Below are 21,733 nucleotides of genomic sequence, written 5' to 3'. Positions count from 1 at the left end.
GCCATGGCCTGGCTGGAGCGCCTCGACCCCGCATTACAGGGGTTCGCCGAGGCCCGAACCGACTTGAGCACCGAGCAGCTGGGCGTGGTGCGCACGTCGCTGGATCAGCGCCGTCGCGACGCTGCGCAGGCCCTGGACACCCCCGGTGTGGAGATTGTCGGGGCCCGCGTGGCGCTCGGACGGCGCACCATCGCCGTGCGGATCTACCGCGGTGGACCGTCGCCGTCGCCCGCGGTGGTCTACTGCCATTCGGGCGCCTTCGTCCTCGGCAACCTCGATACCGACCAGCTTCAATGTGTGGAGCTGGCGCGGCGCGCCCGGTGCACGGTGATCTCGATGGATTACCGATTGGCACCCGAATACCCCTATCCGGCCGCCTTCGACGACGCGATGGTGGTGCTCAACTGGGCGGCCACGCTGGCCGACGAACTCGACATCGACGCGGGACGGATCGCGGTCGCCGGCAGCAGCGCCGGTGGTGCTCTGGCAGCGCTGCTGGCACAGCACTCAGCAGCCGGCTCGGCGCCGCCTGTGGTGTTCCAGGCACTGCACCAGCCGGTGCTCGACGATCGCCCCACCTCCTCGAAGGAGGAGTTCACCGATACCCCCGGCTTCGACGGCCCGGCGACCGGCGCGATGTGGCGGCACTATGCGGGCGCCCGGGAGGTACCGGAGACGGCGGTGCCCGCCCGGTCAGCCACGCTGGCTGGGGTGGCGCCGGCGCTGATCACCTGTTCGGAACTCGATCCACTGCGTGACGAGGCGCTCGACTATGCGCGCCGGCTGCTGGTCGAGGACGTTGCCACAGAACTCCATCTGTTCCCGGGGACCTGCCACGGCTTCGATTCGCTGCTTCCGGACTGGGAGGTCAGCCAACAACTTTTCGCGCTGCAGGGCGCGGCGTTGCGCCGTGCGCTGCACGGTTGAGCTGGTAGCTGCGCCGCCCAGGGGCGCGCAGGGCGGTGGTTGTCATCGACGTTGTGGGCAATAATGCAGGTCTGTTTGCAAGTGAAACTCGCGCGGACAGTCGCCGCGGCCGGTGCGACGATGGCCTCGGCGGTCCGGCACATCCGAAGATCGCCGAGATGCGCCGGGTGCGAGTGAGCGATTGAGAGGTAAATATGTCGGCCGATGACGACCGGCTTATGTACTCCGGAGATGCCAAACACGCCAGGGAGCCGCTGGCCTACGGCGGGCTGGACGCGCTGCTGGGCGGCCCGGTCGCGGCCCTTCCGAACGGGCGGTCCCGGCACGGCGATGCCAGGGTATCGACGCCACCGGTCGTGCTGACCTCGAATTTCGCCGCACCCCGTGAATCGGAGATCACCACCAAGCTTCCTCCGGTTGTTTCCGGCCGCCCGATCAGTGGATCGTCCTCGGCGGGCAGCTGGATCCTGGAACAGCCGATCCCGGCGGCTGCGCCGGGCGAGCCACGCGCCATCGACAATCTGTCCCGCGTCGGCGTTCGTTCCTCGGTCAAGATGCAGCCACGCCGCGGTTGGCGGCGTGCGGTCTATGTCACCACCCGCCTCAACCTCGGGCTCTCGCGCGATGAGCTCTACGAACTGGACCTGTACGCCAGGGTCCGCCGAACGGCCCGCGAATCCCATCAGATCGGCGTCTTCGGATTGAAGGGCGGTGTGGGCAAGACGGTCGTCACCGTCGCACTCGGTTCGGTACTGGCCGCGGTCCGCGGCGACCGGATCCTGGCCGTGGACGCCGACCCGGCCGGCGGCAACCTCGCCGACCGGGTGGGACGGCAGTCGGCGGCGACGGTAGGTGACCTGCTGGCCGCCAAGGACCTGTCGCGTTACAACGATGTCCGCGCTTTCACCAGCATGAACGAGTCGAAGCTGGAGGTGCTCTCCAGCGACGAGTACAGCGGTGCCAGCCGGGCCTTCAACGACGCCGACTGGAACGCCGCGACCTCGGCGGTCTCCAAGCACTACAACCTGGTCCTGGCCGACTGCGCCGCGGACATGTTCGCCCCGGCGGGCCGGGGAGTCCTGGCGACGGTCTCGGGTGCGGTCATCGTGGCCAGTGCCTCGATCGACGGCGCCCGGCAGGCCGCGGTCACCATGGACTGGCTGCGCCATAACGGCTACCAGGATCTGCTGAACCGCTCCTGCGTCGTGGTCAACCACGTGGGGCCGGGTAAGCCCAACGTCAACACCGGCGACCTGGTGCACCAGTTCCAGAAACACGTGGCACCGGGCCGGGTGTTCGTGTTGCCGTGGGACAAGCACATCGCCGCCGGCACCGAGATCCATTTCGACCTGCTGCGGCCACGATTCCGGCGCCGCACCCTGGAACTGGCGGCGGCGCTGTCGGACGATTTCGAAGGCGGCGCCGCCCTAGCGTGATGGGCCGGCCAGGGCCAACTCCCGGGCCACCGCGGCGTGATACGCATCGATGTTGGCCGGATTGACCACCCGGAACAGTGCATCGGGCAGCGGGGCGTCCTTGTAAGCCTCGATGGTCATCGTGCGGCTGAACAGCGTGATGTCGTTGCCCGGACGAGTGAACTGGTACTGCACGGTGATGCGGCCTTCGTGGCCACCGTTTCCCTCGCGGTCGTGGCCGAGCCGACCCACCGAGTTGAACACCCACATGCGGGGTCGCATGGCGATCGCCAGGTGCCAGGTATAGATCCGTGCGCCGTCGGGACCGGCCTCGGTCCAGGTGTCACCGACCTGTAGCGGCAACCGCTCCGGCAGGCCGCCGATGTGCGCGCTGCCCGGATAGGTCTTGACCCAGTTGGCCGGGTTGGTGACGAAGTCGTAGACCTCCTCGGCGGATTGGGTGAATGCCGTTTCGGAGCTGGTGGTCACGATGCCCAATGGTGTTCGCTTTCCTCGGTTTTATGGGTCAGGTGGCACACCCGCACGTGGCCGACGTCCCGGATGAGGGGATTTCGGCGAGCACGTCCAGGCGCGTCGTGTCGAAGCTGAGGAAGCCCTGGATCGGCAGGGACTCCGGTGGGGTGTCCGGGTAGCTCCACGCCACGTCAGCGATGACGGTGTCGCCGATGACCGCCGACCAGTAGGTCGCTGTGCCTTTGTAGTTGCAGTACGACGTCGTCTGGCTGGGTTGCAGGAGCTCGGTGCGGACGTGTGCGGGATCGACGTAGAGCCGTGGCTCCAGGGCCGTCTCGAAGACGATCACGGTCTCGTCGGTGTCGACCAGGACGGCGTTGCCGGCGCTCACCCGCAGGCCGCGGCGAGTGGGGCGGCAGTCGATCCGGTGGTAGGGGTTCGGCGGGTAGTGGACCAGCTTGCGGCCCTCTTCGAACCAGGCGTCGACGGCATCCCAGGGCACGGCGACGTATCCGGGTGCCTCGACTACCGCCTCATGCGGAAGGTCGTGGACCTCGTCGCGGGGAAAGGCGTAGCTGAGGGGATGGCCGGCTCGGTGCACCATCAGGGCGTGCTCGGTGTCGAGCAGGGCGGCAGCGCCGCGGAAGGCCTGGATGCGGCGAGGGTGTGGCTCGATGTAGACGGTTCCGGCAGCCAGTGGGGGAGTGAACCAACCGGCCGGTTGTGTACTCAATGGGCCGCGCCCTGCGACGAGACTCATTGCCGCACCTCCAATTTGGCTGGACTGCCGAAGCCGGACACATCTGTGGAACGCATCGGCGGCCGTCCTGCGGTCGATTTTTGCGTCTGGATAGAAGCTTTACAGATTCTCTTGAGAATGTCACGCTGTTGGGTGAGGTTGCCCACACCGCAACACCCTGTCGAAAGCGCCGGCCGATGAGGCCTTGGACCCGGATTGGATGCCTTATGTCCCCACAGTCAGGAATGTCCGCGCAGTTGTCCGAGGTGCGCGGCGGTAGCCCGGTCGCAGTCCGGTTCGACCGGCCGCAGCCGCGTCCGGCCAAGGCTCTGCAGTACGAGTTGAACGTCGTGGCAGCCGGCGTCGCCGACACGGTGACGGGCATCGGGGGGTGGTTGTTCGACCGGGCGATGGCCGGCTGGCGGGTCAGCGTGGCACTCGACGACGGCGCCGACGGCCGGGCCCTTCGCATCCTCGGACTGAAAGCCATTGGGCTGAACGCGCTGTGGCGACCCGTGGCGGCGGAATCGGTGGCGATGACGGTGATCGGCACCTCCCGATTCGAGTCCGGCGACCACGGGCTCGGCTTACGAGATCCCGCCGGCGGCGTGGTCTTCTTCGGGTCGCACGCACCGTCGGATTTCGATGCGACGATCCAGCGGGTCCGATACCGCCCGAGCGCGGCCGCGCTGGCGTTCAAAGCCCATGCGTCGGCCGTTGCCGGGGCGGCCCCGGGATCGGTAGACGGGGTGGAGACCCTGTTCCGGTGCGGCCGGTCGGCCGACTTGCTCGACGCCGAGCTGGTTCCGGTGTGTTGATGCCGATGGGGGCGTCGGTCGCGGGCCTGCTGGAGGCGTTCGACGTGGTAGCCGCCGGCCCGGATCGATTCGTCGGAGTGACCGGACCGGTCGGCGCCGACGGCCGGCGAGTGGCCAAGGGGACGCAAGCGCTGGGTCAGGCCATCGTCGCGACGGCAAAGAGGTTTCCGGACAAAACGATTCGGTCGGCACACGCGGTCTTTACCAGGCCGGTCGAGATCGACTCGACGGTCGAGCTGACCGTCGACGTGGCCCACCACGGCCGCTCGACGGCGACGGCCGTGGTGGCCGTCGAGCAGGATTCACGGCTGTGTGCCACCGTGACGGTGCTCGCCGACGTGCCGACAGCCGACGTGGTCAGCCATCGCGCGTTGCGGCCCGACGTCGATACGCCCGACGACGCGTATCCGTCGCGACAGGCCATGGCCGGCCACGAGGTGCGGCTGGTCGATGTCACCGATGTCAACAGTCCCGACGAGGTGGGACCACCCGAACTCTATGCCTGGCTGCGCTGTGACCCGATCCCCGAACGTGACGATCTCGCCAAGGCCCTGCTCGCCTATTTCACCGGCCAACTCGGCATCTCGACGACGATGCGACCCCATCGCGGGGTCGGCACGGCGCAGGCACACACAACTGTGTCGACGGCCCTGATGTCGACGTCGGTCAGTTTCCACGAGGCCGTGGAGTGGGAGGACTGGCTGCTCTACAGCCACGAGAGCACCGCGGCCGGGCGGGGGATGTCATATGTCCGCGGTCAGGTGCACACCGAGGACGGCGAGCTGCTGGCATCCTTCGCACAAGAGGGGCTGATTCGCCCGATGCGGCGGGTGGATACCTCGATCGATGCGCCGGCCCGGTTGTAGGCCGCCGGCGTGAATGATGTGCGGTTACCGAATCCAGCCGCGGCGGCGCATCCAGATGTTGCGGCCCACGGCCAGCAGGATGAGTACCGCGAACGTGATGAGGAACCAGTTCTCGACCCAGCCGATGTGGTTGCCGCGCATCATGACCAGCAGGAACAGTGCGGACAGAATGCCGCCGAGGTGGATCACCTTGATGTTCAGCTCCGACCAGCCCCACGCCGCCGAGGGCACTTCCTCGACGTCGACGCCGTTGTTGCGCTCCACCTCGGTGCTGGCCACGGTTGCTCCTCCGGATCGAACTGGCTTCTGGCTTGGCTTGCGGACATTCTGGCATACGACGCTGCGTCGTATGCCGGCCGTGGGGGGTCAACCCAGACGCCGGTAGCGCCGCAGCGCCTCGAGCCGCTCTTCGGCGTGGTCGACGATCGGTTCCGGGTAGGACGACGGCCGGTCTCGGCCCAGCTTGTGCACGTCGGCGGCATCGGCCAACTCTGGTACCCAGCGTCGGACGTAGGCGCCTTCCGGGTCGAACTTCGCGCCCTGCAGATTCGGGTTGAACACCCGGAAGTACGGGGCGGCGTCGGTGCCGCAGCCTGCCGCCCACTGCCACCCGTGCTGGTTGTTGGCCATGTCGCCGTCGACCAACTGGTCCAGAAACCAGCGCGCACCCCACTGCCACGGCAGGTGCAGATCCTTCACCAGGAACGAAGCCGCGATCATGCGCACCCGGTTGTGCATGAACCCCGTGGCGGCCATTTGGCGCATCCCGGCATCCACGATCGGGAATCCGGTCCGGCCGTCCTTCCATGCGGTGAATGCCCGCCGGGCCGCCTCGTCGTCATCCACGTCGATCGCGTCGAAATCGCGGTTCCAGTTCTGCCATGCACTGTCGGGCCAGTGGAACAGGACTGCCGCGTAGAAGTCGCGGAACGCCAACTCCCTCAGGTAGGCGTCGTGGCCGGAGGCGAGGTCGACCGCCATGGTCCGCGGGTGGATGGTGCCGAACTTGAGATGGGCCGACATCTGGCTGGTGGCGTCGAGGTCGGGCCGATCGCGCCGGGCCGGATAGTCGGCCAAGTCCCGATGCGCGAACGCCTGCCACTGCCTCAGCGCCGCACTCTCACCCGCGTCGAACACCAGAGCCGCTGTGGCAGAGGGGATTTCGATGCGATCTCCGGCGGTTGGTACGTCCGCCGGGTCGATCCAGCGCGCCGAATTCGGCCCGGAATCCGCGGGCGCACGCCAGCCGTGCCCGCGCCAGGCCCGGTAGAACGGTGTGAACACCCGATACGGCGTGCCATCCGATTTTGTTACGCGCCCGGGCGACACCAGATAGGCCGATCCCGTTGCGCACAGGGCGGTTTCGCCGAGCGCCGCCCGCACCGTGTCATCGCGACGCCGCCCGAACGGCGTGTAGTCCTTCGAGATGTGAACCGAGGCGGCGTCGATGGCCCGGGCCAGCGCCGGTATCCGTTCTTCCGGGCGGCCCCGGGTCACCAGCAGTTTTCCGTCGAGGCTCTCGGACAGCTCGCGCAACGCCCGGTACAGGTACTGCAGGCGCCGCGTGCCCGCGGTTGCCTCCAGGCGCGGATCGAGCACGTAGCAGGCGAGTACCTCGCCGTCCGGTTGTGCGGCCTCCAGCAGGGCCGGATGGTCGCGGCAGCGCAGGTCTCGACGGAACCAGAGCAGCGAGGGCATGCGTACATGCTGCCCGTCAAAACAGGCGAAAAACACACGGAAGGTCTCAGATGCAGTTTTGGAGCGGCACGGCATTCATGGACACCGCCGATGCACTGACGGTGGCGCCGTTGCTCGATGAAGCCGGTTACCACGGCATGGTCTGCTCGGATCACATGATCTACCCGCGGGAACTGTCCTCGCCCTACCCGGACTCGGCGACGGGCAAGCCGCCTTGGGGGCCCGAGACCGCCTGGCCGGACTCCTGGGTGCTGATCGGTGCGATGGCCGCACTCACGCGCCGGCTCCGGTTCTCCAACGCCGTCTACGTGGCACCGGCGCGCCCGCTGCTGGAGGTCGCCAAGCAGGTGGCCACGGCCGCGGTCATTTCCGGCGGACGGGTGGCCCTCGGCGTCGGTGTCGGCTGGATGCGGGAGGAGTTCGAGCTCCTGGGGCAGGATTTCGACACGCGCGGCAAGCGGCTCGACGAAATGATCCCGGCACTGCGCGAACTGTGGCGCGGAGGCTGGGTGTCCTACGACGGGCAGTACTACTCGATTCCCGAGATGATGATCGAACCGCATCCGCCGGCGCCGGTGCCGATTCTGTGCGGCGGCGAATCGGAGACGGCACTGCGGCGCGCGGCCCGCACCTGCGACGGGTGGATCGGCTACGCGTACCCGCTTGAGCGGGCCGCGGGCTTCACCGCCCGGCTGGCCGAACTCCGCCGCGAATATGGCAGGGAGAACCAGCCGTTCGACATCATCCTGGCCCTGCTGGACCCGCCCTCGCCGGATCTGTACAAGCGGGCCGAGGATCTCGGCATCACCGCGGTGATGTGCGCGCCGTGGCTGGCAAACCCCAACGGGGCCACCGGTGTCGACCGGTTTCGGGGCCCCATCGAACAGTTCGCGGAAACCGTGATCGCGAAGGTGCGTTAGAGCAGCTCGCATCACATCGCCCTATGATTTTGAAAACGCAAACAGAGCAAAGGGGTGACGGTGAGGCGGACGGTCCGGGTCGGCAGGGCCGGCGCGGCCGGTGTGCTCATCGCCCTCGGCATCGGACTGGGTGCCTATAACTCCTGGTGGATCGCGCTGCTGTTGTCGCTTCCACTGATTGTCGGGGGAGTCGCGCTGCTGCCCTGGCCATCACGGGTCTCCGAACTCGCTCCGTTCGTCGAGCAGACCCTCGGCGAACTGGTGCCGGTGCGGGTCGACGCCCTGAGCCGCAGCAGCCTCGGCGAGAATGATCTACAGCCGACGTTGGTGACCGCGACGATCAGCCCGCCGCACGACACCGCCTATCAGGGGCGCTGGATCGCCTCGATGTCGAGCGGTGAGTTCCGGTCACTGACCGAGCGCCCGGATACCGAGTTGCCGCTGCGGCGGCTGCCGCCGCGCGAGCCGGCCCGCGCGCCCGAGTTCCATGATCAGCCCGGCAAGTGGGCGGTGATCTATCCGGCGGTCACCATGCTGATGGCGCTCACGGTGCTCTTCGGCGTCGGCGATGCCTGGCACATCTCGCCCAGCAGCGCATCGGCCCCCGCGGCGCCGCGCGCCGACACCGGGTCCAAGTCCAAGAGCATGGATCTGAATGCCCGACGGGACGGAATGATCCGCGCGATCACCGCGCAGTTCGGCCCCGCCGCGGCCAACAATCTGCTCGGTGTTCGCCTCACCGGCAGCGGGTCGGATTACGGGACAGTGCTCGACCCGACCAACGGTGACACGACGACCGTCTACATCAACAACGGCGGAGACGCGTTCACCACACCGTCGCCGCGAGTTCGGCGCAAAGACAGCACATTTCTCGCTACCGATATCGCGTCGACCGACCTGAACGCGATCGTCGACAAGATGGTCCGTCAACTTGAATCACAAGGCCGGCTCAGCAAACTGGACACCCTGGAGATCAAGCGGTCGGGCCCTGGCGCCCCGGTGATTCTGACCGGTACTTTCGGCAGCAAGACCGTCGACGCGCTGCCCGACGGGACTGTGGGAGAGATCTTCGACCCGGCGGATTTCGCGGTCTCGTTCCAGAAGGCGCGAGACGGCTTGGCACTGGCCGGGATCGCGCCCTCGGACCGCGTGCTGACCAACTTCGAGATCCGGGGTACTCACCGGGCCACACCGACAGCGCGCCCGAGCGAAGTCCAGACCAACGGAGGCGTGATGCTCGATTTCCAGACCGGAAACCGAGCCGGCCAGATCATCGTCGTACCGGGAGAGCTGCCCGAGATCACCGACAAGTCGTACAACTCGGGACGGCAGACCTTCTCCTTCGATGACATCTCACAGGAGGCTTTCGAAACCGTTCGCGCACAGGCGATGCAACGCGGCGCCTTGGAACCCTACGAACGCGAGGCCGTCGACATCTGGCTGACGGATCGGGAGATCGACGAGCACCGGTTGGCGATCCGGATCGAGCTCGCCGGTGTCAAAGAGGCAACGGGGACGTACTCGCTCACCGGTGAATTCCTTGCTCCCGGTGCCATTTGAGCGCTACTGCGGTTTTGCCGCCTCGATGGCCCGCCGGGTGGCGGCTTCCAGTTGTGCGAGTTGCACTTTGGGTGGATGTAGGACGCCACGGTCGACGAGTTCGGTGACGATCTCACGGGCCCGGCCGTAATAGGTGGCCTGTTCGGCGGGCGTGGAGCTCGACGTGGCGTGGTTGTACAGCTTGAGCGCGGTATCGAGTTCTGCGCGTTCGCTCGCGTCCAGATAGGAGGTGCCGACCTTCCTGCCGTGGGATTCGCAGGCGATCCAGGCTCGGCGCAGGGCCACCACCGCCTGCTGATAGGCGTCGGCCAGGCCACGGTTTCCCGGGTAATTCTCGGTGCGCAGCGCCTGCGCATCGTCGAGCGCGACGTGGAACGTCTGCGTCGGTTCGACGGTCACGTCGGTGATCGCCGGGTAGCGCAACAGCATCGCCGGGTCGAGTTCGTAGCTGCCGTACGCCCCGAGGATGTGGTCGTGGCGCCGGACGGCCTCCTCCCACAACCGCTGTGCGGCGTCGTCGGTCCCGGCATCGGCGATCCGCGATCCCGAAACCGGTGCCTCCACGCCGGTTCGGGGGTCGGGCAATGACGATTCCAGCCGGCGGAGGACCTCGGCCGCAGCGGGATCCGAACCGACGACGGCTACCCGCCATTCTTCGTGGCCGGCATCGGTGGCGAACGTCAGCGTGAGGTACTTCTGGCCTCGCACCGTCAAGAGCCCGCCACCGGTCGTTGTAGCGTCAGCCGGTCCTGCTCGGCTCACCGCGATCAGTGACGACAGTGGATAGCTCACGATCCGGTCGTTCTCGTCACCGAGATGAACGGTGTGCCCGTCGACAGTGATCAGTACAGCTCCCGGCTTGCCCGAACGTCCGTAGGACAACCCGCCCACGGCAACGGAGACCAGCGTCGCCACCACGACGGCAGTGAGAAACCCTGATGCTCCGGCGTAGTTGAGCGCCACGAGCGCAACCAAACCCGCCAGCAGTACGGCGCCCGACGCGGCCGCGGAGATCCGATGACGGCTGGTCAGATACTCGGTCCGAGCAGTGACTGGCACCAGCTTGGCGTCCTCGGCTGAATTCATCCGGCTCAGCATACGGTCGCCGCCGGGAGCTTCCAGACATCGCGATCCGTCGTGCCGTCGGGTCGGTTGCCAGCGGACGCGACTAGGCGGGATCGAATCGAAACACCGGCAAACGCCCTGCCAGCGCCTCGAATTCGTCAGGAGTGCCGTCGACGACGAGACCGCTGCGCTTGGCGAACCCGACGCCCACCGGGACCTTGACCGCGAACGCGCGCAACACAGGCCGCGACTGCTCCGGTGTGAGCTCGACGATCCTGACCGTGCGGGACCGCCGGCCCCGGGCCAGTGTTCCGGTGCGGGCGGCCCGCGCGTTGGCCGCCCAGTCCGAGCCGGGGTATCCCGCCACGGTGTAGAGGCCGCCTTCGTGGTCGAACGGCGTCATGGGTGTGCTGCGGGGCTTGCCGGACTTGCGGCCGGGGACGGTCAGCACCATGGCCGGCCCGGTCGGCAGGCCCAGGCGCTGCACCGCCATCATCACCTTGTTCATCGGCTTGAGCCAGCGGGGCGGGCACGGCTCGGTCGCGTGTTCTGACATGTCTGGTCCTCCTCGACGGTTGGCGAACACATCGCGGGGCCGGTCACTCGCCCGGCGAACGGCGCGGCCTTACCGGCGTTGCCGGTTGCGCGCGTGACGAGAATTGTGTTCGTGCAACCAAGGACGGAGCGGCCGTCCGAAAAGTTACAGCGGTCGCGAATCAGGGCCACGGGTAACTTTCCGGCCCTCGGAATCGTCATGACTACATGAACGAATCCGCCGGCCTTGAGGCGGCGTGGCACAACCACCACCCGTATCTGGTCAACCTCGCCTACCGCATGCTCGGCGACATCGGCGAGGCCGAAGACGTGGCGCAGGAGGCGTTTCTGCGGCTGGCCCGGGCAGACCAGGACCAACTCGACGATGTCCGGGCCTGGCTGACCGTGGTGGCCGGCCGGTTGTCCCTCGACGTCCTGCGGTCGGCGCGGGCCCGGCTCGAACACCTGGACGGATCGGCCGCGCTGGGCACCGCCGCGGCCGCCGACGCCGACCCGGCCGACCGCGTCACGCTCGACGATCAGGTGGGTTCGGCGCTGCTCGCGGTGCTCGCCCGGCTCAGCCCCGGTGAGCGCGTCGCGTACGTCCTGCACGACATCTTCAAGATCCCGTTCGCGGAGATCGCTCACACCGTCGGACGGCCGGTCGGGACGTGCCGCCAGCTCGCGCGGCGCGCCCGCACCAAAGTGGCCGGCGCCGCACCGGACCGGGTCGAGGTGGGCGCCGACGAGCACCGGCACGTCACCGACGCGTTCATCACCGCATGCGCGAACGGTGATGTGGCGGCGTTGGCCTCGGTGCTCGATCCGAGCGTGTGGGGGGTCGGCACGGTGCTCACCGGCCCGGCACGGCGGCAGGTCAACCACGGGCGTCACGCCGTCGCGACAAACCTGCTGCGCTACCTCGGGCCGGGCGCGACGGTGGTGTGCGCGGCCGAGCCCGTGTTGCTCGCCTACGACCGGCGGCGACTGTTCGCGGTGGTGGTGCTGACCATCCGGGACGGACTCGTGCTCAAGATCGAGGCCACCGCCGACCCGTCCGCCCGCACGCGGTGACCGTCGGCGCCGCCGGGCCCCGAACGCGGCACAATGTAACGGTGAGCGACAGAAAGCGTGTGCTGATACTCGGAAGCACCGGATCGATCGGCACCCAGGCGCTCGAGGTAATCGCGGCCAACCCCGACCGGTTCGAGATCGTCGGGCTGGCCGCCGGCGGCGGCAACCCCGACCTGCTCGCCGCGCAGCGCGCCGCGACTGGCGTCACCAACATGGCGGTGGCCGACCCGGCCGCCGCGGAGAAGATCGGTGACGTGGCGTACGCCGGGCCGGATGCGGTGACCCGGCTGGTCGAGAACACCGAGGCCGACGTGGTGCTCAACGCATTGGTCGGGGCACTGGGGCTGGCTCCCACTCTGGCCGCCCTGGCCAGCGGCGCGCGCCTGGCCCTGGCCAACAAGGAGTCACTCGTCGCCGGGGGGCCACTGGTGCTCAAGGCCGCCGCGCCAGGGCAGATCGTCCCGGTGGACTCGGAGCACTCGGCGATGGCCCAGTGCCTGCGCGGCGGTGCTGCCGACGAGGTGGCCAAGATCGTGCTCACCGCGTCGGGCGGCCCGTTCCTCGGGTGGTCGGCGGCCGACCTGGAATCGGTCACCCCGGAGCAGGCAGGCAAACACCCGACCTGGTCGATGGGCCCGATGAACACGCTGAACTCGGCCACCCTGGTCAACAAGGGTCTGGAGTTGATCGAAACCCACCTGCTGTTCGGCATCGACTACGAGCGCATCGAAGTCGTCGTGCACCCGCAGTCGATCGTGCACTCGATGGCCACCTTCACCGACGGTTCGACCCTGGCCCAGGCGAGCCCGCCGGACATGAAGTTGCCGATCGCATTGGCCCTCGGCTGGCCCGACCGGATCGCCGGTGCGGCCCTGGCCTGTGACTTCACCACGGCCTCCACCTGGGAATTCCTGCCGCTGGACAACGAGGTTTTCCCGGCGGTGAACCTGGCCCGGGCCGCCGGGACCCGCGGCGGGTGCCTGACCGCGGTGTACAACGCCGCCAATGAGGAAGCCGCCGAGGCCTTCCTGGCTGACCGGATCCCGTTCCCGGCGATCGTCGACACCGTGGGTGAGGTGTTGCACGCTGCCGACCAGTGGGCCGCCGAACCCGCTACCGTGGAAGAAGTACTCGACGCGCAGCGGTGGGCCAGGGAGACGGCACGCCGCATGGTCGAGCAGAAATCTGTGAGAAAAGGGCTCGTCACCAAATGATGTTCGTCATCGGCATCGCGCTGTTCGCGCTGGCCATCCTGGTATCGGTGGCACTGCACGAATGCGGGCACATGTGGGTGGCGCGCGCCACCGGGATGAAGGTGCGCCGCTACTTCGTCGGTTTCGGTCCGACGCTGTGGTCGACGCGTCGGCCCAACCGCCTCGGCGAGACCGAATACGGCATCAAGGCGATTCCGCTGGGTGGTTTCTGCGACATCGCGGGCATGACGTCGGTCGACGAGATCGCGCCCGAAGACCGGCCGTATGCGATGTACAAGCAGAAGGTGTGGAAGCGCGTCGCGGTGCTCTTCGCGGGCCCGGCGATGAACTTCATCATCGGCCTGGTGCTCCTGTACGCCATTGCGATCACCTGGGGCCTCCCCAACATCACGCAGCCCACCACCGCGATCGTCGGCGAAACCGGTTGTGTCGCACCGCAACTGAGTCTCGAGAAGATGGGGGAGTGCCAGGGGGCGGGCCCAGCGGCGCAGGCCGGGATCCGGGCCGGTGACGAGATCGTCAAGGTCGGTGACACCAAGGTCTCCGACTTCTCCCAGATGGCTGCCGCGATCCGCAAACTCGACGGTCCGGTGCCCATCGAACTCAAGCGCGACGGGCAGACGATCACCACGGTCGTCGACGTGGCCCAGACGCAGCGCTTCACCAGTGCGGACGCCAAGGAGCCGGCCACCGTCGGCGCCATCGGCGTCAGCGCGGTCCCGGTTCAACCCCCGACCAAGTACAACCCGCTGACGGCCGTGCCTGCGACGGTCTCGTTCACCGGTGACCTCGCTGTCGAGTTGGGTAAATCGCTGGCGAAGATCCCGACCAAGATCGGTGCGCTGGTCGAGGCGATCGGCGGCGGTGAACGCGACAAGGAGACCCCGATCAGCGTCGTCGGCGCGAGCATCATCGGCGGCGAGACCGTCGAGGCCGGCCTGTGGGTCGCGTTCTGGTTCTTCCTGGCGCAGCTGAACTTCGTGCTCGGCGCGATCAACCTGGTGCCGCTGCTCCCGTTCGACGGTGGGCACATCGCGGTCGCGACGTACGAGAAGATCCGCAACATGATCCGGGCGGCCCGCGGCAAAGTCGCCGCAGGCCCGGTCAACTACCTCAAGCTCATGCCCGCCACATACGTGGTGTTGCTGGTAGTGGTCAGCTACATGCTGCTGACCGTGACCGCAGACCTGGTCAACCCACTCAGCATCTTCCAGTAGGAGATCCCACATGACAGCGTCCATCGGTTTGGGAATGCCCGCGCCCCCGGCGCCGACCCTGGCGCCGCGGCGAAAAACCCGCCAGCTCAACGTGGGCGGCGTCGGCATCGGCAGTGAGCACCCGATCGCGGTGCAGTCCATGTGCACCACCAAAACTCATGATGTCAACGCGACACTGCAGCAGATCGCCGAGCTGACCGCGTCGGGCTGCGACATCGTGCGGGTGGCCTGCCCCCGGCAGGAGGACGCCGACGCGCTCGCCGAGATCGCCCGGCACAGCCAGATTCCGGTGATCGCTGACATCCACTTCCAGCCCAAGTACATCTTCGCCGCGATCGACGCGGGTTGCGCGGCTGTGCGCGTCAACCCCGGCAACATCAAGGAGTTCGACGGCCGGGTCAAAGAGGTGGCCAAGGCCGCCGGCGAGGCGGGCATCCCGATCCGCATCGGCGTCAACGCCGGTTCGCTGGATCCCCGGTTGATGAAGAAGTACGGCAAGGCCACCCCGGAGGCGCTCGTCGAGTCGGCGCTGTGGGAGGCCTCGCTGTTCGAGGAGCACGGCTTCGGCGACATCAAGATCAGCGTCAAGCACAACGACCCGGTGATCATGGTGGAGGCCTACACCCAGCTGGCCGCCCAGTGCGATTACCCGCTGCACCTCGGAGTCACCGAAGCCGGCCCGGCATTCCAGGGCACCATCAAGTCCGCGGTGGCGTTCGGCGCGCTGCTGTCCAAGGGCATCGGCGACACCATCCGGGTGTCGCTGTCGGCGCCGCCGGCCGAAGAGGTCAAGGTCGGCAACCAGATCCTGGAATCGCTGAACCTTCGGCCCCGTGGCCTGGAGATCGTGTCGTGCCCGTCCTGCGGCCGGGCTCAGGTCGACGTCTACACCCTGGCCAACGCGGTCAGCGCGGGCCTCGACGGACTCGACGTCCCGCTGCGGGTGGCGGTGATGGGCTGTGTGGTCAACGGTCCGGGAGAGGCCCGCGAGGCCGATCTCGGGGTGGCCTCGGGTAACGGCAAGGGCCAGATCTTCGTCAAGGGTGAGGTCATCAAGACCGTCCCGGAGGCACAGATCGTGGAGACGCTGATCGAGGAAGCCATGCGGTTGGCCGAACAGGCCTCAGATGATGCCAGCGGTTCGCCTGTGGTGACCGTAAGCTGATAACGACCCTGTGAGCGGGGTCACCCAGCCTCGGCATTAACAGAGAGAATCGTCCATGTCGGCTCCACCACTGTTCCGCCTCGTCGATGAGCGCCGAGTTTCCGTGGTGCGTGACGCCACCCCGTGCCTGCCGGTGTTCGACGAAGATCCGGTGGGGTCGTGCATGGTGGCCGCCCGTGTCGCCGAGTTCGGGGTCGAGCACGGCGCGATCGGCGGGGAACTGTGGACGAGGCGAGGCGTGACCGAGTCATTGTGTTACGCCGGGCCCAACCTGATCCCGTTGCGCGGGGACGCCGAGGATCTGAAGGCGTTCTCGGACAAGGCGATGAGCACCGCGCGTCGGTGTTCGTCTCTGGTCGGCCGGGCGGAGTTGGTGCTGCCCATGTGGCGCCGGCTGGAATCGGTGTGGGGGACCGCCCGTGACGTCCGTGAACAACAGCCCCTGATGGCGCTCAACTCGATGCCGCATTGTGCGATCGATCCGGCTGTCCGCCCGGTGCGCATGGAGGAGCTCGACGCTTACCTGGTGGCGGCAGTCGACATGTTCATCGGTGAGGTCGGTGTCGACCCGCGCCTCGGTGACGGCGGCCGCGGCTACCGCCGCCGCATCGCAGGCCTGATCGCCGCGGGACGGGCGTGGGCCCGGTTCGAACGTGGCCAGGTGGTGTTCAAGGCCGAGGTCGGCTCTCAGTCACCGGCGGTCGGCCAGATTCAAGGGGTGTGGGTCCATCCCGAGTGGCGCGGCCACGGGTTGGGCGTCGCCGGGACGGCGGCACTGGCGGCCGCCGTGGTGGGCTCCGGGCGCATCGCGAGTCTGTACGTCAACAGCTACAACACGGTGGCGCGAGCGACTTACGCCCGCATCGGGTTCGAACAGGTCGGTACGTTCGCCACGGTCCTGTTGGACTGAGTGACGCGGTCACGGTCGGGCTGCGGCGGCCCGTTCCAGCAGATCGTCGACGGACCATTGATCGTCCGCGTGGGCACCGTATTTCGCGGCCAGCACGGCGCCGTTCGAGGCGATGAGGAAATCCGCGGGTAGTCCGAGCCGTCCACCGGCCTGTCTGCCGGCCGGGGCGCGGAATCGTCCGCGCACGGTCAGAGCGCCGCCCCGGACGATCGCCGGCCAGCTGCGGGGATCGAGTAGGGCACGGGGGCTGGATTCGACGCCGAACCGCCGGTAGACCTCCTTGTCTGGATCGGCGATTGTGGCGAACGGCAGATCGGCTGTGTGCTGTGCCAATTCGACTGCAGGGCTGTGGAAGAAGACCACCTCGCGGATACCGGCGGCACGGATCTCGGCGTGCCGGGCCACGAACGACTGCAGGTGCAGATTGCAGATCGGACAACCCGCGAAGCGCCTGAACTGCAGATGGACCATGCTGTCCGGATCCGGTACCGGGACGTGTTCGCCTGTGACGCTGACGAATTGGCTTCCATCGACTATCTCGGGTGGAACGGGGCAGGTGGATGGGATCATGGCTTCTCCTCGATTAGCGTGCGATGTACGCCTACGGTCGACGTTATAGGCGTACGGTGTACTCTGTCAATCGTCATGCCACGCCCACGTTCACTCAGCCAAGCCCAGGTAGCCGCCGCTGCGCTGGCGGTGATCGATGCCGACGGCTTGGAGGGCCTGTCGATGCGCGCTGTTGCCCGCGAACTCGGTATGGGCACGATGTCGCTGTACCGGTATGTCGCCGATCGCGACGAGCTCGAAGCGATGGTGGTGGACCTCGTGCTCGACGGGGTCGATCCCGTCCCGTCTCGCGGTTCGGCACGCCACCAGCTCACCGAACTCGCGGATCGGGTGCGCGCCGCGGCCGCGCGGCATCCTGCGGTGGCGCCGCTGATACTCACGCATCGGCACCGTTCGCCCGCGTCGTTGAATTGGGGAGAATCGGTGCTCGCTGTGCTCACCGCAGCCGGTTACGACGGGAAGCGACGGGTCTACGCGTTCCGGGCGCTGCTCGCCTACATTTTCGGGGCGCTGGAAATCGAGATGTTGGGAAGCCTGGCCGGGCCGGGAACCAGCGCTCTGGCGAGTTTGCCGGCGAATGAATATCCCTTGCTGGCGGAGACGGCAGCGGTGGCGAGCGGTATCGAACCGGACGAGGAGTTTCGCCGCGGCCTCGAAATCCTGCTGCGTGCGCTCCAGGTCTGACGCCGGCAACCGGTTGGTCTCACCACAGTCTCGGTTCTATCTCGGTGCGCCTCCGCCGGATCCGGCGTCGACGTTTCTAACATCAGCCTCAATGGCAACTCAAACATCATCAGTCACACGGACCACAGGACTGTTCGCACTCGTAGTGGTCCTCGGGGCGACGGCGCTGAGCGCCTGCACGCCGCGGCCCGACGGGCCCGAGCCCGCGGCGGAGCGGTTCTTTGCCGCACTGGCCACTGGTGACACCGCTGCCGCCGCGCAGCTGGCCGACCGGCCCGAGGATGCCAAGACCGCCCTCAGCGAAGCGTGGAACGGGCTGCAGGCCACCGGCCTCGACGCCCAGATCATGGGTTCGAAGTACGCCGGCGACACGGGCAGCGTCAGCTACCGGTACACGTGGCATCTGCCGAAGAACCGCACCTGGACCTACGACGGTCAGCTCAACATGATTCGCGACGAGGGCCGGTGGGAGGTGCGGTGGAATGCCACCGGGCTGCACCCGAGACTGGGCGAGCACCAGACCTTCGCTCTGCGGGCCGATGCGCCGCGGCGCGCCTCGGTCAACGAGCGCGGCGGCACCGACGTCCTGGTGCCCGGCTACATCTATCACTACGCGCTGGATGCCAGGGCAGCCGGCACCGCGCTGATGCCGACAGCGCGGGCCGTCGCCGACGCCCTGCGCGGCTTCGACCCGACACTGGGTGATCCCCAACTGCTCGCCGAACAGGCCAGTGCGTCAGCGCAACCGATGAGCCTGATCACGCTGAAGCAGGCGGACAACGACCGCATCGCGCCAGCCATCGGCCGGCTCCGCGGCGTCGTCGTCACCCCGCAACCCGAAATGTTGCCCACCGACGAAACTTTCGCCCCGGTGATCGTCAACGAAGTCAAGAAATCCGTGGCCGACCAACTCAACGGTCAGCCGGGCTGGCGCGTGGTCACGGTCAACCAGAACGGCGTCGACGTCGACGTGCTCAACGAGGTGGCAGGCGATCCGGCGCCGTCCATCACCATCAGCCTCGACCGAGCCGTGCAGGAGGCCGCGCAGAATGCGGTCAACACCACCGGCAAGCAGGCGATGATCGTCGCGATCAAGCCGTCCACGGGCGAGATCCTGGCCGTGGCGCAGAACCGGGCCGCTGACGCCGTCGGTCCGCTCGCGACCATGGGTCAGTTCCCACCCGGCTCGACGTTCAAGATGGTTACTGCGGGGGCAGCCATCGAACGCGACATGGCTACTCCCAACACGCTTTTGGGTTGCCCGGGGACGCTCGACATCGGGCATCGGACCGTCACGAACTATGACGCGTTCGATCTCGGCATGGTGCCGATGTCGCGGGCGTTCGCCAACTCGTGCAACACCACCTTCGGTGAACTCGCCAGCCGGATGCCGCCGCGCGGTCTCACCCAGGCCGCGGCGCGCTACGGCATCGGCACCGACTATCAGGTGGACGGGATCTCGACGCTGACCGGCTCGGTGCCGCCGACGGTGGACCTGGCCGAGCGCACCGAGGACGGATTCGGTCAGGGCAAGGTGCTGGTCAGCCCGTTCGGGATGGCATTGGCCGCCGCCACCGTGGCAGCAGGCAGGACGCCGGTGCCGCAACTCATCGAGGGCCGCCAGACCATGGTCGACCGCGCGGGCGCCCCGATCAGCCCGAAGATGGTCGACGGCCTGCGCCCGATGATGCGCCTGGTGGTCACCAACGGCACGGCAAAGGATCTCAACGGGCTCGGCGATGTGCGCGGGAAGACCGGCGAGGCTGAGTTCATGGGTGGTTCCCATTCCTGGTTCGCCGGCTATCGCGGGGACATGGCGTTTGCGGCGCTCATCGTCGGGGGCGGCAGTTCGGAGTACGCGGTGCGCATGTGCAAGACCATGTTCGAAGGGCTGCCCCCGGCCTATCTGGCGTGAACGGCGGTACCGTTGAACCTGCCATGACAGGGATCAACGAACAATCCGTGGACCTGCGCGTCTCCGATGCCGATCGCAACGGCACATTGCGGCGGTTGCACAACGCCGTCGCGCTCGGGCTCATCGATATCGCCGAGTTCGAGGAACGCTCCGCGATGGTGTCGCGGGCCCGCCTGCATTCGGATCTCGACGCGTTGGTCGGCGACCTGCCCGGACCTGGTGCCATTGTGACCACCGCCACCGACCGCGTCGAGTTGCGCGGCGTGCTCGGGTCGCTCAAGCGCCAGGGCGAATGGACGGTCCCGACCCGGCTCGCGCTGGTCCGTCGGATGGGCTCGGTTGAGTTGGACCTGACCCGCGCCCGGTTCGCCGGACCGATGGTGGTCATCGAGCTGGACATGAAATTCGGGTCTGTCGAGATCCGGTTGCCTGACGGGGCCAGCGCGTCGATCGATGACGTCGAGGTGATCGTGGGCAGCGCAGATGATCACCGCCGCGACGCACCGGCCGAGGGCACCCCGCACATCATCCTCACCGGCAAGGTGGTGTGCGGTTCTGTCGACATTCGCGGGCCGCGCCGGAACTGGAAGTTGACGCTGCGCCGGTCCTGACGTCAGCGCGGCTCGAGCACTGCGAATGTCAGGGTCGCGCGGGCGGCCAGTCGATCGCGGGTGACGTCGGTGACATCGACCGAGGTCACGATGAGTCGTTTGCCGGCCCGCACGACCTTGGCCTCGGCGCGGGCGGTGCCCATGATGGGCGCCAGAAAATGGATGTTGAGGTCGGCGGTCGTCACGTCATAGCCGACTCCGGAGGCATTGCCCGCCAGCATCCCGGCGGCGATATCGATCAGCGTGGCCACCAGCCCGCCCTGCAGCGCGCCGCGCACGTTGGCCAGGTCCGGCCGGTTGTCCATTTCCAGGACCAGCCGGTCGGGACCCGACTCCACCTCGCGGTAATCCAGCATTTGCAGGACGTGGACGGTTTCGGTCATCGCCGTGCCTCAATCACCCCCGTACGGTAACACCATTACCGCTTCATGAGAGGGGCGCTCTCCGGTGGCCTCCGCAACGCCTCGGCAGGTGTGCCGGCGATTAAGCTGTTCGCATGCCAGTTCGTACCGCCCTGCGCCCCGGTGTGCTCTCACCGACCCTGCCGGTTCCCAAGTCGATTCCGCGACCGGAGTATGCCTGGCAGCCGACGGTGCGCGAGGGGAGTGAGCCCTGGGTGCAGACGCCCGAGGTGATCGAGAAGATGCGCGTCGCCGGCCAGATCGCCGCGGCGGCCCTGGCCGAGGCCGGCAAGGCAGTGGCTCCCGGCGTCACGACCGACGAGCTCGACCGCATCGCCCACGAGTACATGATCGACCATGGCGCCTACCCGTCGACGTTGGGCTACAAAGGCTTTCCCAAATCCTGCTGCACCTCTCTGAACGAGGTGATCTGCCACGGCATCCCGGACTCCACGGTGATCGAGGACGGCGACATCGTCAACATCGACGTCACCGCCTACATCGACGGCGTTCACGGCGACACCAACGCCACCTTCCTGGCCGGTGACGTCTCCGAGGAGCATCGACTGCTCGTCGAGCGCACCCATGAGGCGACCATGCGCGCCATCAAGGCCGTCAAGCCCGGGCGCGCGCTGTCGATCGTCGGCCGGGTGATCGAGGCCTACGCAAACCGGTTCGGCTACAACGTCGTACGCGATTTCACCGGCCACGGCATCGGCACCACGTTCCACAACGGTCTGGTGGTGTTGCACTACGACCAGCCCGCGGTCGAGACGGTGCTGGAGCCAGGCATGACCTTCACCATCGAGCCGATGATCAACCTCGGATCGCTGGACTACGAGATCTGGGACGACGACTGGACCGTGGTGACCAAGGACCGCAAGTGGACCGCACAGTTCGAGCACACCCTGGTGGTCACCGAGGACGGCGCCGAGATCCTCACCCTGCCGTGACGT

Annotated in this window: 23 protein-coding genes; 15 read left to right on the top strand and 8 right to left on the bottom strand. The window is 67.6% G+C overall.

Features of this window, described 5'->3' with window-relative positions:
• Positions 1–3: 3 nt before the first annotated feature.
• Positions 4–927, top strand: a complete 924-nt coding sequence (locus tag K6L26_RS20145) for an alpha/beta hydrolase (protein WP_064898789.1) — start codon at positions 4–6, stop codon at positions 925–927.
• Between the two features lie 194 nt (positions 928–1,121).
• On the top strand, positions 1,122–2,363 hold the full coding sequence (locus K6L26_RS20140; RefSeq protein ID WP_076213504.1) for a MinD/ParA family ATP-binding protein: 1,242 nt from the start codon (positions 1,122–1,124) through the stop codon (positions 2,361–2,363).
• Here K6L26_RS20140 and K6L26_RS20135 read toward each other — a convergent pair.
• Both K6L26_RS20135 and K6L26_RS20130 read right to left on the bottom strand, forming a co-directional pair.
• Positions 2,355–2,840, bottom strand: a complete 486-nt coding sequence (locus tag K6L26_RS20135; protein ID WP_019343091.1) for a hypothetical protein — start codon at positions 2,838–2,840, stop codon at positions 2,355–2,357. The two genes, K6L26_RS20140 and K6L26_RS20135, sit on opposite strands and share 9 nt — an antisense overlap.
• 28 nt (positions 2,841–2,868) lie before the next feature.
• On the bottom strand, positions 2,869–3,576 hold the full coding sequence (locus tag K6L26_RS20130; RefSeq protein ID WP_221851309.1) for a DUF427 domain-containing protein: 708 nt from the start codon (positions 3,574–3,576) through the stop codon (positions 2,869–2,871).
• Between the two features lie 206 nt (positions 3,577–3,782).
• Between K6L26_RS20130 and K6L26_RS20125 the strand changes: the two genes are divergently transcribed.
• Together K6L26_RS20125 and K6L26_RS20120 are read left to right on the top strand one after the other, a co-directional pair.
• Positions 3,783–4,373 (top strand): hypothetical protein, encoded by a 591-nt coding sequence (locus K6L26_RS20125; protein WP_221851307.1) that lies wholly within the window; start codon positions 3,783–3,785, stop codon positions 4,371–4,373.
• Positions 4,373–5,239: an acyl-CoA thioesterase gene (locus K6L26_RS20120; RefSeq protein ID WP_221853435.1), complete on the top strand. Its 867-nt coding sequence runs from the start codon at positions 4,373–4,375 to the stop codon at positions 5,237–5,239. The genes K6L26_RS20125 and K6L26_RS20120 overlap by 1 nt, the downstream gene beginning before the upstream one ends.
• Positions 5,240–5,263: 24 nt before the next feature.
• Here the strand turns inward: K6L26_RS20120 and K6L26_RS20115 are convergent, their stop codons facing one another.
• Both K6L26_RS20115 and K6L26_RS20110 read right to left on the bottom strand, forming a co-directional pair.
• On the bottom strand, positions 5,264–5,518 hold the full coding sequence (locus K6L26_RS20115) for a DUF2631 domain-containing protein (RefSeq protein WP_019343087.1): 255 nt from the start codon (positions 5,516–5,518) through the stop codon (positions 5,264–5,266).
• 87 nt (positions 5,519–5,605) lie between these two features.
• Positions 5,606–6,937, bottom strand: a complete 1,332-nt coding sequence (locus K6L26_RS20110) for a cryptochrome/photolyase family protein (protein WP_221851306.1) — start codon at positions 6,935–6,937, stop codon at positions 5,606–5,608.
• 50 nt (positions 6,938–6,987) lie between these two features.
• Here K6L26_RS20110 and K6L26_RS20105 point away from each other — a divergent pair, with 50 nt between their 5' ends.
• Both K6L26_RS20105 and K6L26_RS20100 read left to right on the top strand, forming a co-directional pair.
• Entirely contained in the window at positions 6,988–7,857 is an 870-nt protein-coding gene (locus K6L26_RS20105) for a TIGR03619 family F420-dependent LLM class oxidoreductase (RefSeq protein WP_076213516.1), read from the top strand.
• Positions 7,858–8,244: 387 nt separating this feature from the next.
• Positions 8,245–9,417, top strand: a complete 1,173-nt coding sequence (locus tag K6L26_RS20100; RefSeq protein WP_342394417.1) for a hypothetical protein — start codon at positions 8,245–8,247, stop codon at positions 9,415–9,417.
• A gap of 3 nt (positions 9,418–9,420) precedes the next feature.
• On the opposite strand, the gene K6L26_RS20095 is transcribed toward K6L26_RS20100, so the two are convergent.
• Both K6L26_RS20095 and K6L26_RS20090 read right to left on the bottom strand, forming a co-directional pair.
• The gene (locus K6L26_RS20095) at positions 9,421–10,332 is read right to left on the bottom strand and encodes a hypothetical protein (RefSeq protein ID WP_174551523.1); all 912 of its coding nucleotides are present in this window, start codon (positions 10,330–10,332) and stop codon (positions 9,421–9,423) included.
• 253 nt (positions 10,333–10,585) lie between these two features.
• On the bottom strand, positions 10,586–11,038 hold the full coding sequence (locus K6L26_RS20090; protein ID WP_019346488.1) for a nitroreductase family deazaflavin-dependent oxidoreductase: 453 nt from the start codon (positions 11,036–11,038) through the stop codon (positions 10,586–10,588).
• A 206-nt stretch (positions 11,039–11,244) separates the two neighbouring features.
• On the opposite strand from K6L26_RS20090, the gene sigI reads away from it, so the two are divergent.
• Genes sigI through K6L26_RS20065 form a run of 5 tightly spaced genes read left to right on the top strand, consistent with a single transcriptional unit; the run spans position 11,245 to position 16,596 of the window.
• Positions 11,245–12,090 (top strand): RNA polymerase sigma factor SigI, encoded by an 846-nt coding sequence (sigI, locus tag K6L26_RS20085; RefSeq protein WP_221851302.1) that lies wholly within the window; start codon positions 11,245–11,247, stop codon positions 12,088–12,090.
• 41 nt (positions 12,091–12,131) lie between these two features.
• Entirely contained in the window at positions 12,132–13,304 is a 1,173-nt protein-coding gene (gene dxr, locus K6L26_RS20080; RefSeq protein WP_019346486.1) for a 1-deoxy-D-xylulose-5-phosphate reductoisomerase, read from the top strand.
• A complete protein-coding gene (locus tag K6L26_RS20075) occupies positions 13,301–14,521 on the top strand; it encodes a M50 family metallopeptidase (protein ID WP_019346485.1) in 1,221 nt (406 codons plus the stop codon). The genes dxr and K6L26_RS20075 overlap by 4 nt, the downstream gene beginning before the upstream one ends.
• 10 nt (positions 14,522–14,531) lie before the next feature.
• Positions 14,532–15,686 carry a flavodoxin-dependent (E)-4-hydroxy-3-methylbut-2-enyl-diphosphate synthase gene (gene ispG, locus K6L26_RS20070; protein WP_230983356.1) on the top strand — a complete coding sequence of 385 codons (1,155 nt, stop codon included), beginning with the start codon at positions 14,532–14,534 and terminating at the stop codon, positions 15,684–15,686.
• A 55-nt stretch (positions 15,687–15,741) separates the two neighbouring features.
• The gene (locus K6L26_RS20065; protein WP_047039236.1) at positions 15,742–16,596 is read left to right on the top strand and encodes a GNAT family N-acetyltransferase; all 855 of its coding nucleotides are present in this window, start codon (positions 15,742–15,744) and stop codon (positions 16,594–16,596) included.
• Between the two features lie 9 nt (positions 16,597–16,605).
• Here K6L26_RS20065 and K6L26_RS20060 read toward each other — a convergent pair whose 3' ends face one another.
• The gene (locus tag K6L26_RS20060; RefSeq protein WP_085140037.1) at positions 16,606–17,166 is read right to left on the bottom strand and encodes a peroxiredoxin-like family protein; all 561 of its coding nucleotides are present in this window, start codon (positions 17,164–17,166) and stop codon (positions 16,606–16,608) included.
• A gap of 75 nt (positions 17,167–17,241) precedes the next feature.
• On the opposite strand from K6L26_RS20060, the gene K6L26_RS20055 reads away from it, so the two are divergent.
• From K6L26_RS20055 to K6L26_RS20045, 3 genes are all read left to right on the top strand, one after another.
• The gene (locus tag K6L26_RS20055; protein WP_064898805.1) at positions 17,242–17,850 is read left to right on the top strand and encodes a TetR/AcrR family transcriptional regulator; all 609 of its coding nucleotides are present in this window, start codon (positions 17,242–17,244) and stop codon (positions 17,848–17,850) included.
• Between the two features lie 91 nt (positions 17,851–17,941).
• Positions 17,942–19,765, top strand: a complete 1,824-nt coding sequence (locus tag K6L26_RS20050) for a penicillin-binding transpeptidase domain-containing protein (protein WP_064898807.1) — start codon at positions 17,942–17,944, stop codon at positions 19,763–19,765.
• A 23-nt stretch (positions 19,766–19,788) separates the two neighbouring features.
• The gene (locus K6L26_RS20045) at positions 19,789–20,376 is read left to right on the top strand and encodes a DUF1707 SHOCT-like domain-containing protein (protein WP_036389900.1); all 588 of its coding nucleotides are present in this window, start codon (positions 19,789–19,791) and stop codon (positions 20,374–20,376) included.
• 2 nt (positions 20,377–20,378) lie between these two features.
• Here the strand turns inward: K6L26_RS20045 and K6L26_RS20040 are convergent, their stop codons facing one another.
• Positions 20,379–20,759 carry a PaaI family thioesterase gene (locus K6L26_RS20040; protein WP_019346785.1) on the bottom strand — a complete coding sequence of 127 codons (381 nt, stop codon included), beginning with the start codon at positions 20,757–20,759 and terminating at the stop codon, positions 20,379–20,381.
• A gap of 113 nt (positions 20,760–20,872) precedes the next feature.
• Between K6L26_RS20040 and map the strand changes: the two genes are divergently transcribed.
• A complete protein-coding gene (map, locus tag K6L26_RS20035) occupies positions 20,873–21,730 on the top strand; it encodes a type I methionyl aminopeptidase (protein ID WP_019346784.1) in 858 nt (285 codons plus the stop codon).
• The last annotated feature ends 3 nt before the right edge of the window (positions 21,731–21,733 follow it).

The sequence above is a fragment of the Mycobacterium farcinogenes genome (assembly GCF_019739075.1).
GTDB lineage: Bacteria > Actinomycetota > Actinomycetes > Mycobacteriales > Mycobacteriaceae > Mycobacterium > Mycobacterium senegalense.
The sequence above is the reverse complement of the archived record's forward strand: the minus strand, read 5'-3'. Positions and strand labels throughout refer to the sequence as shown.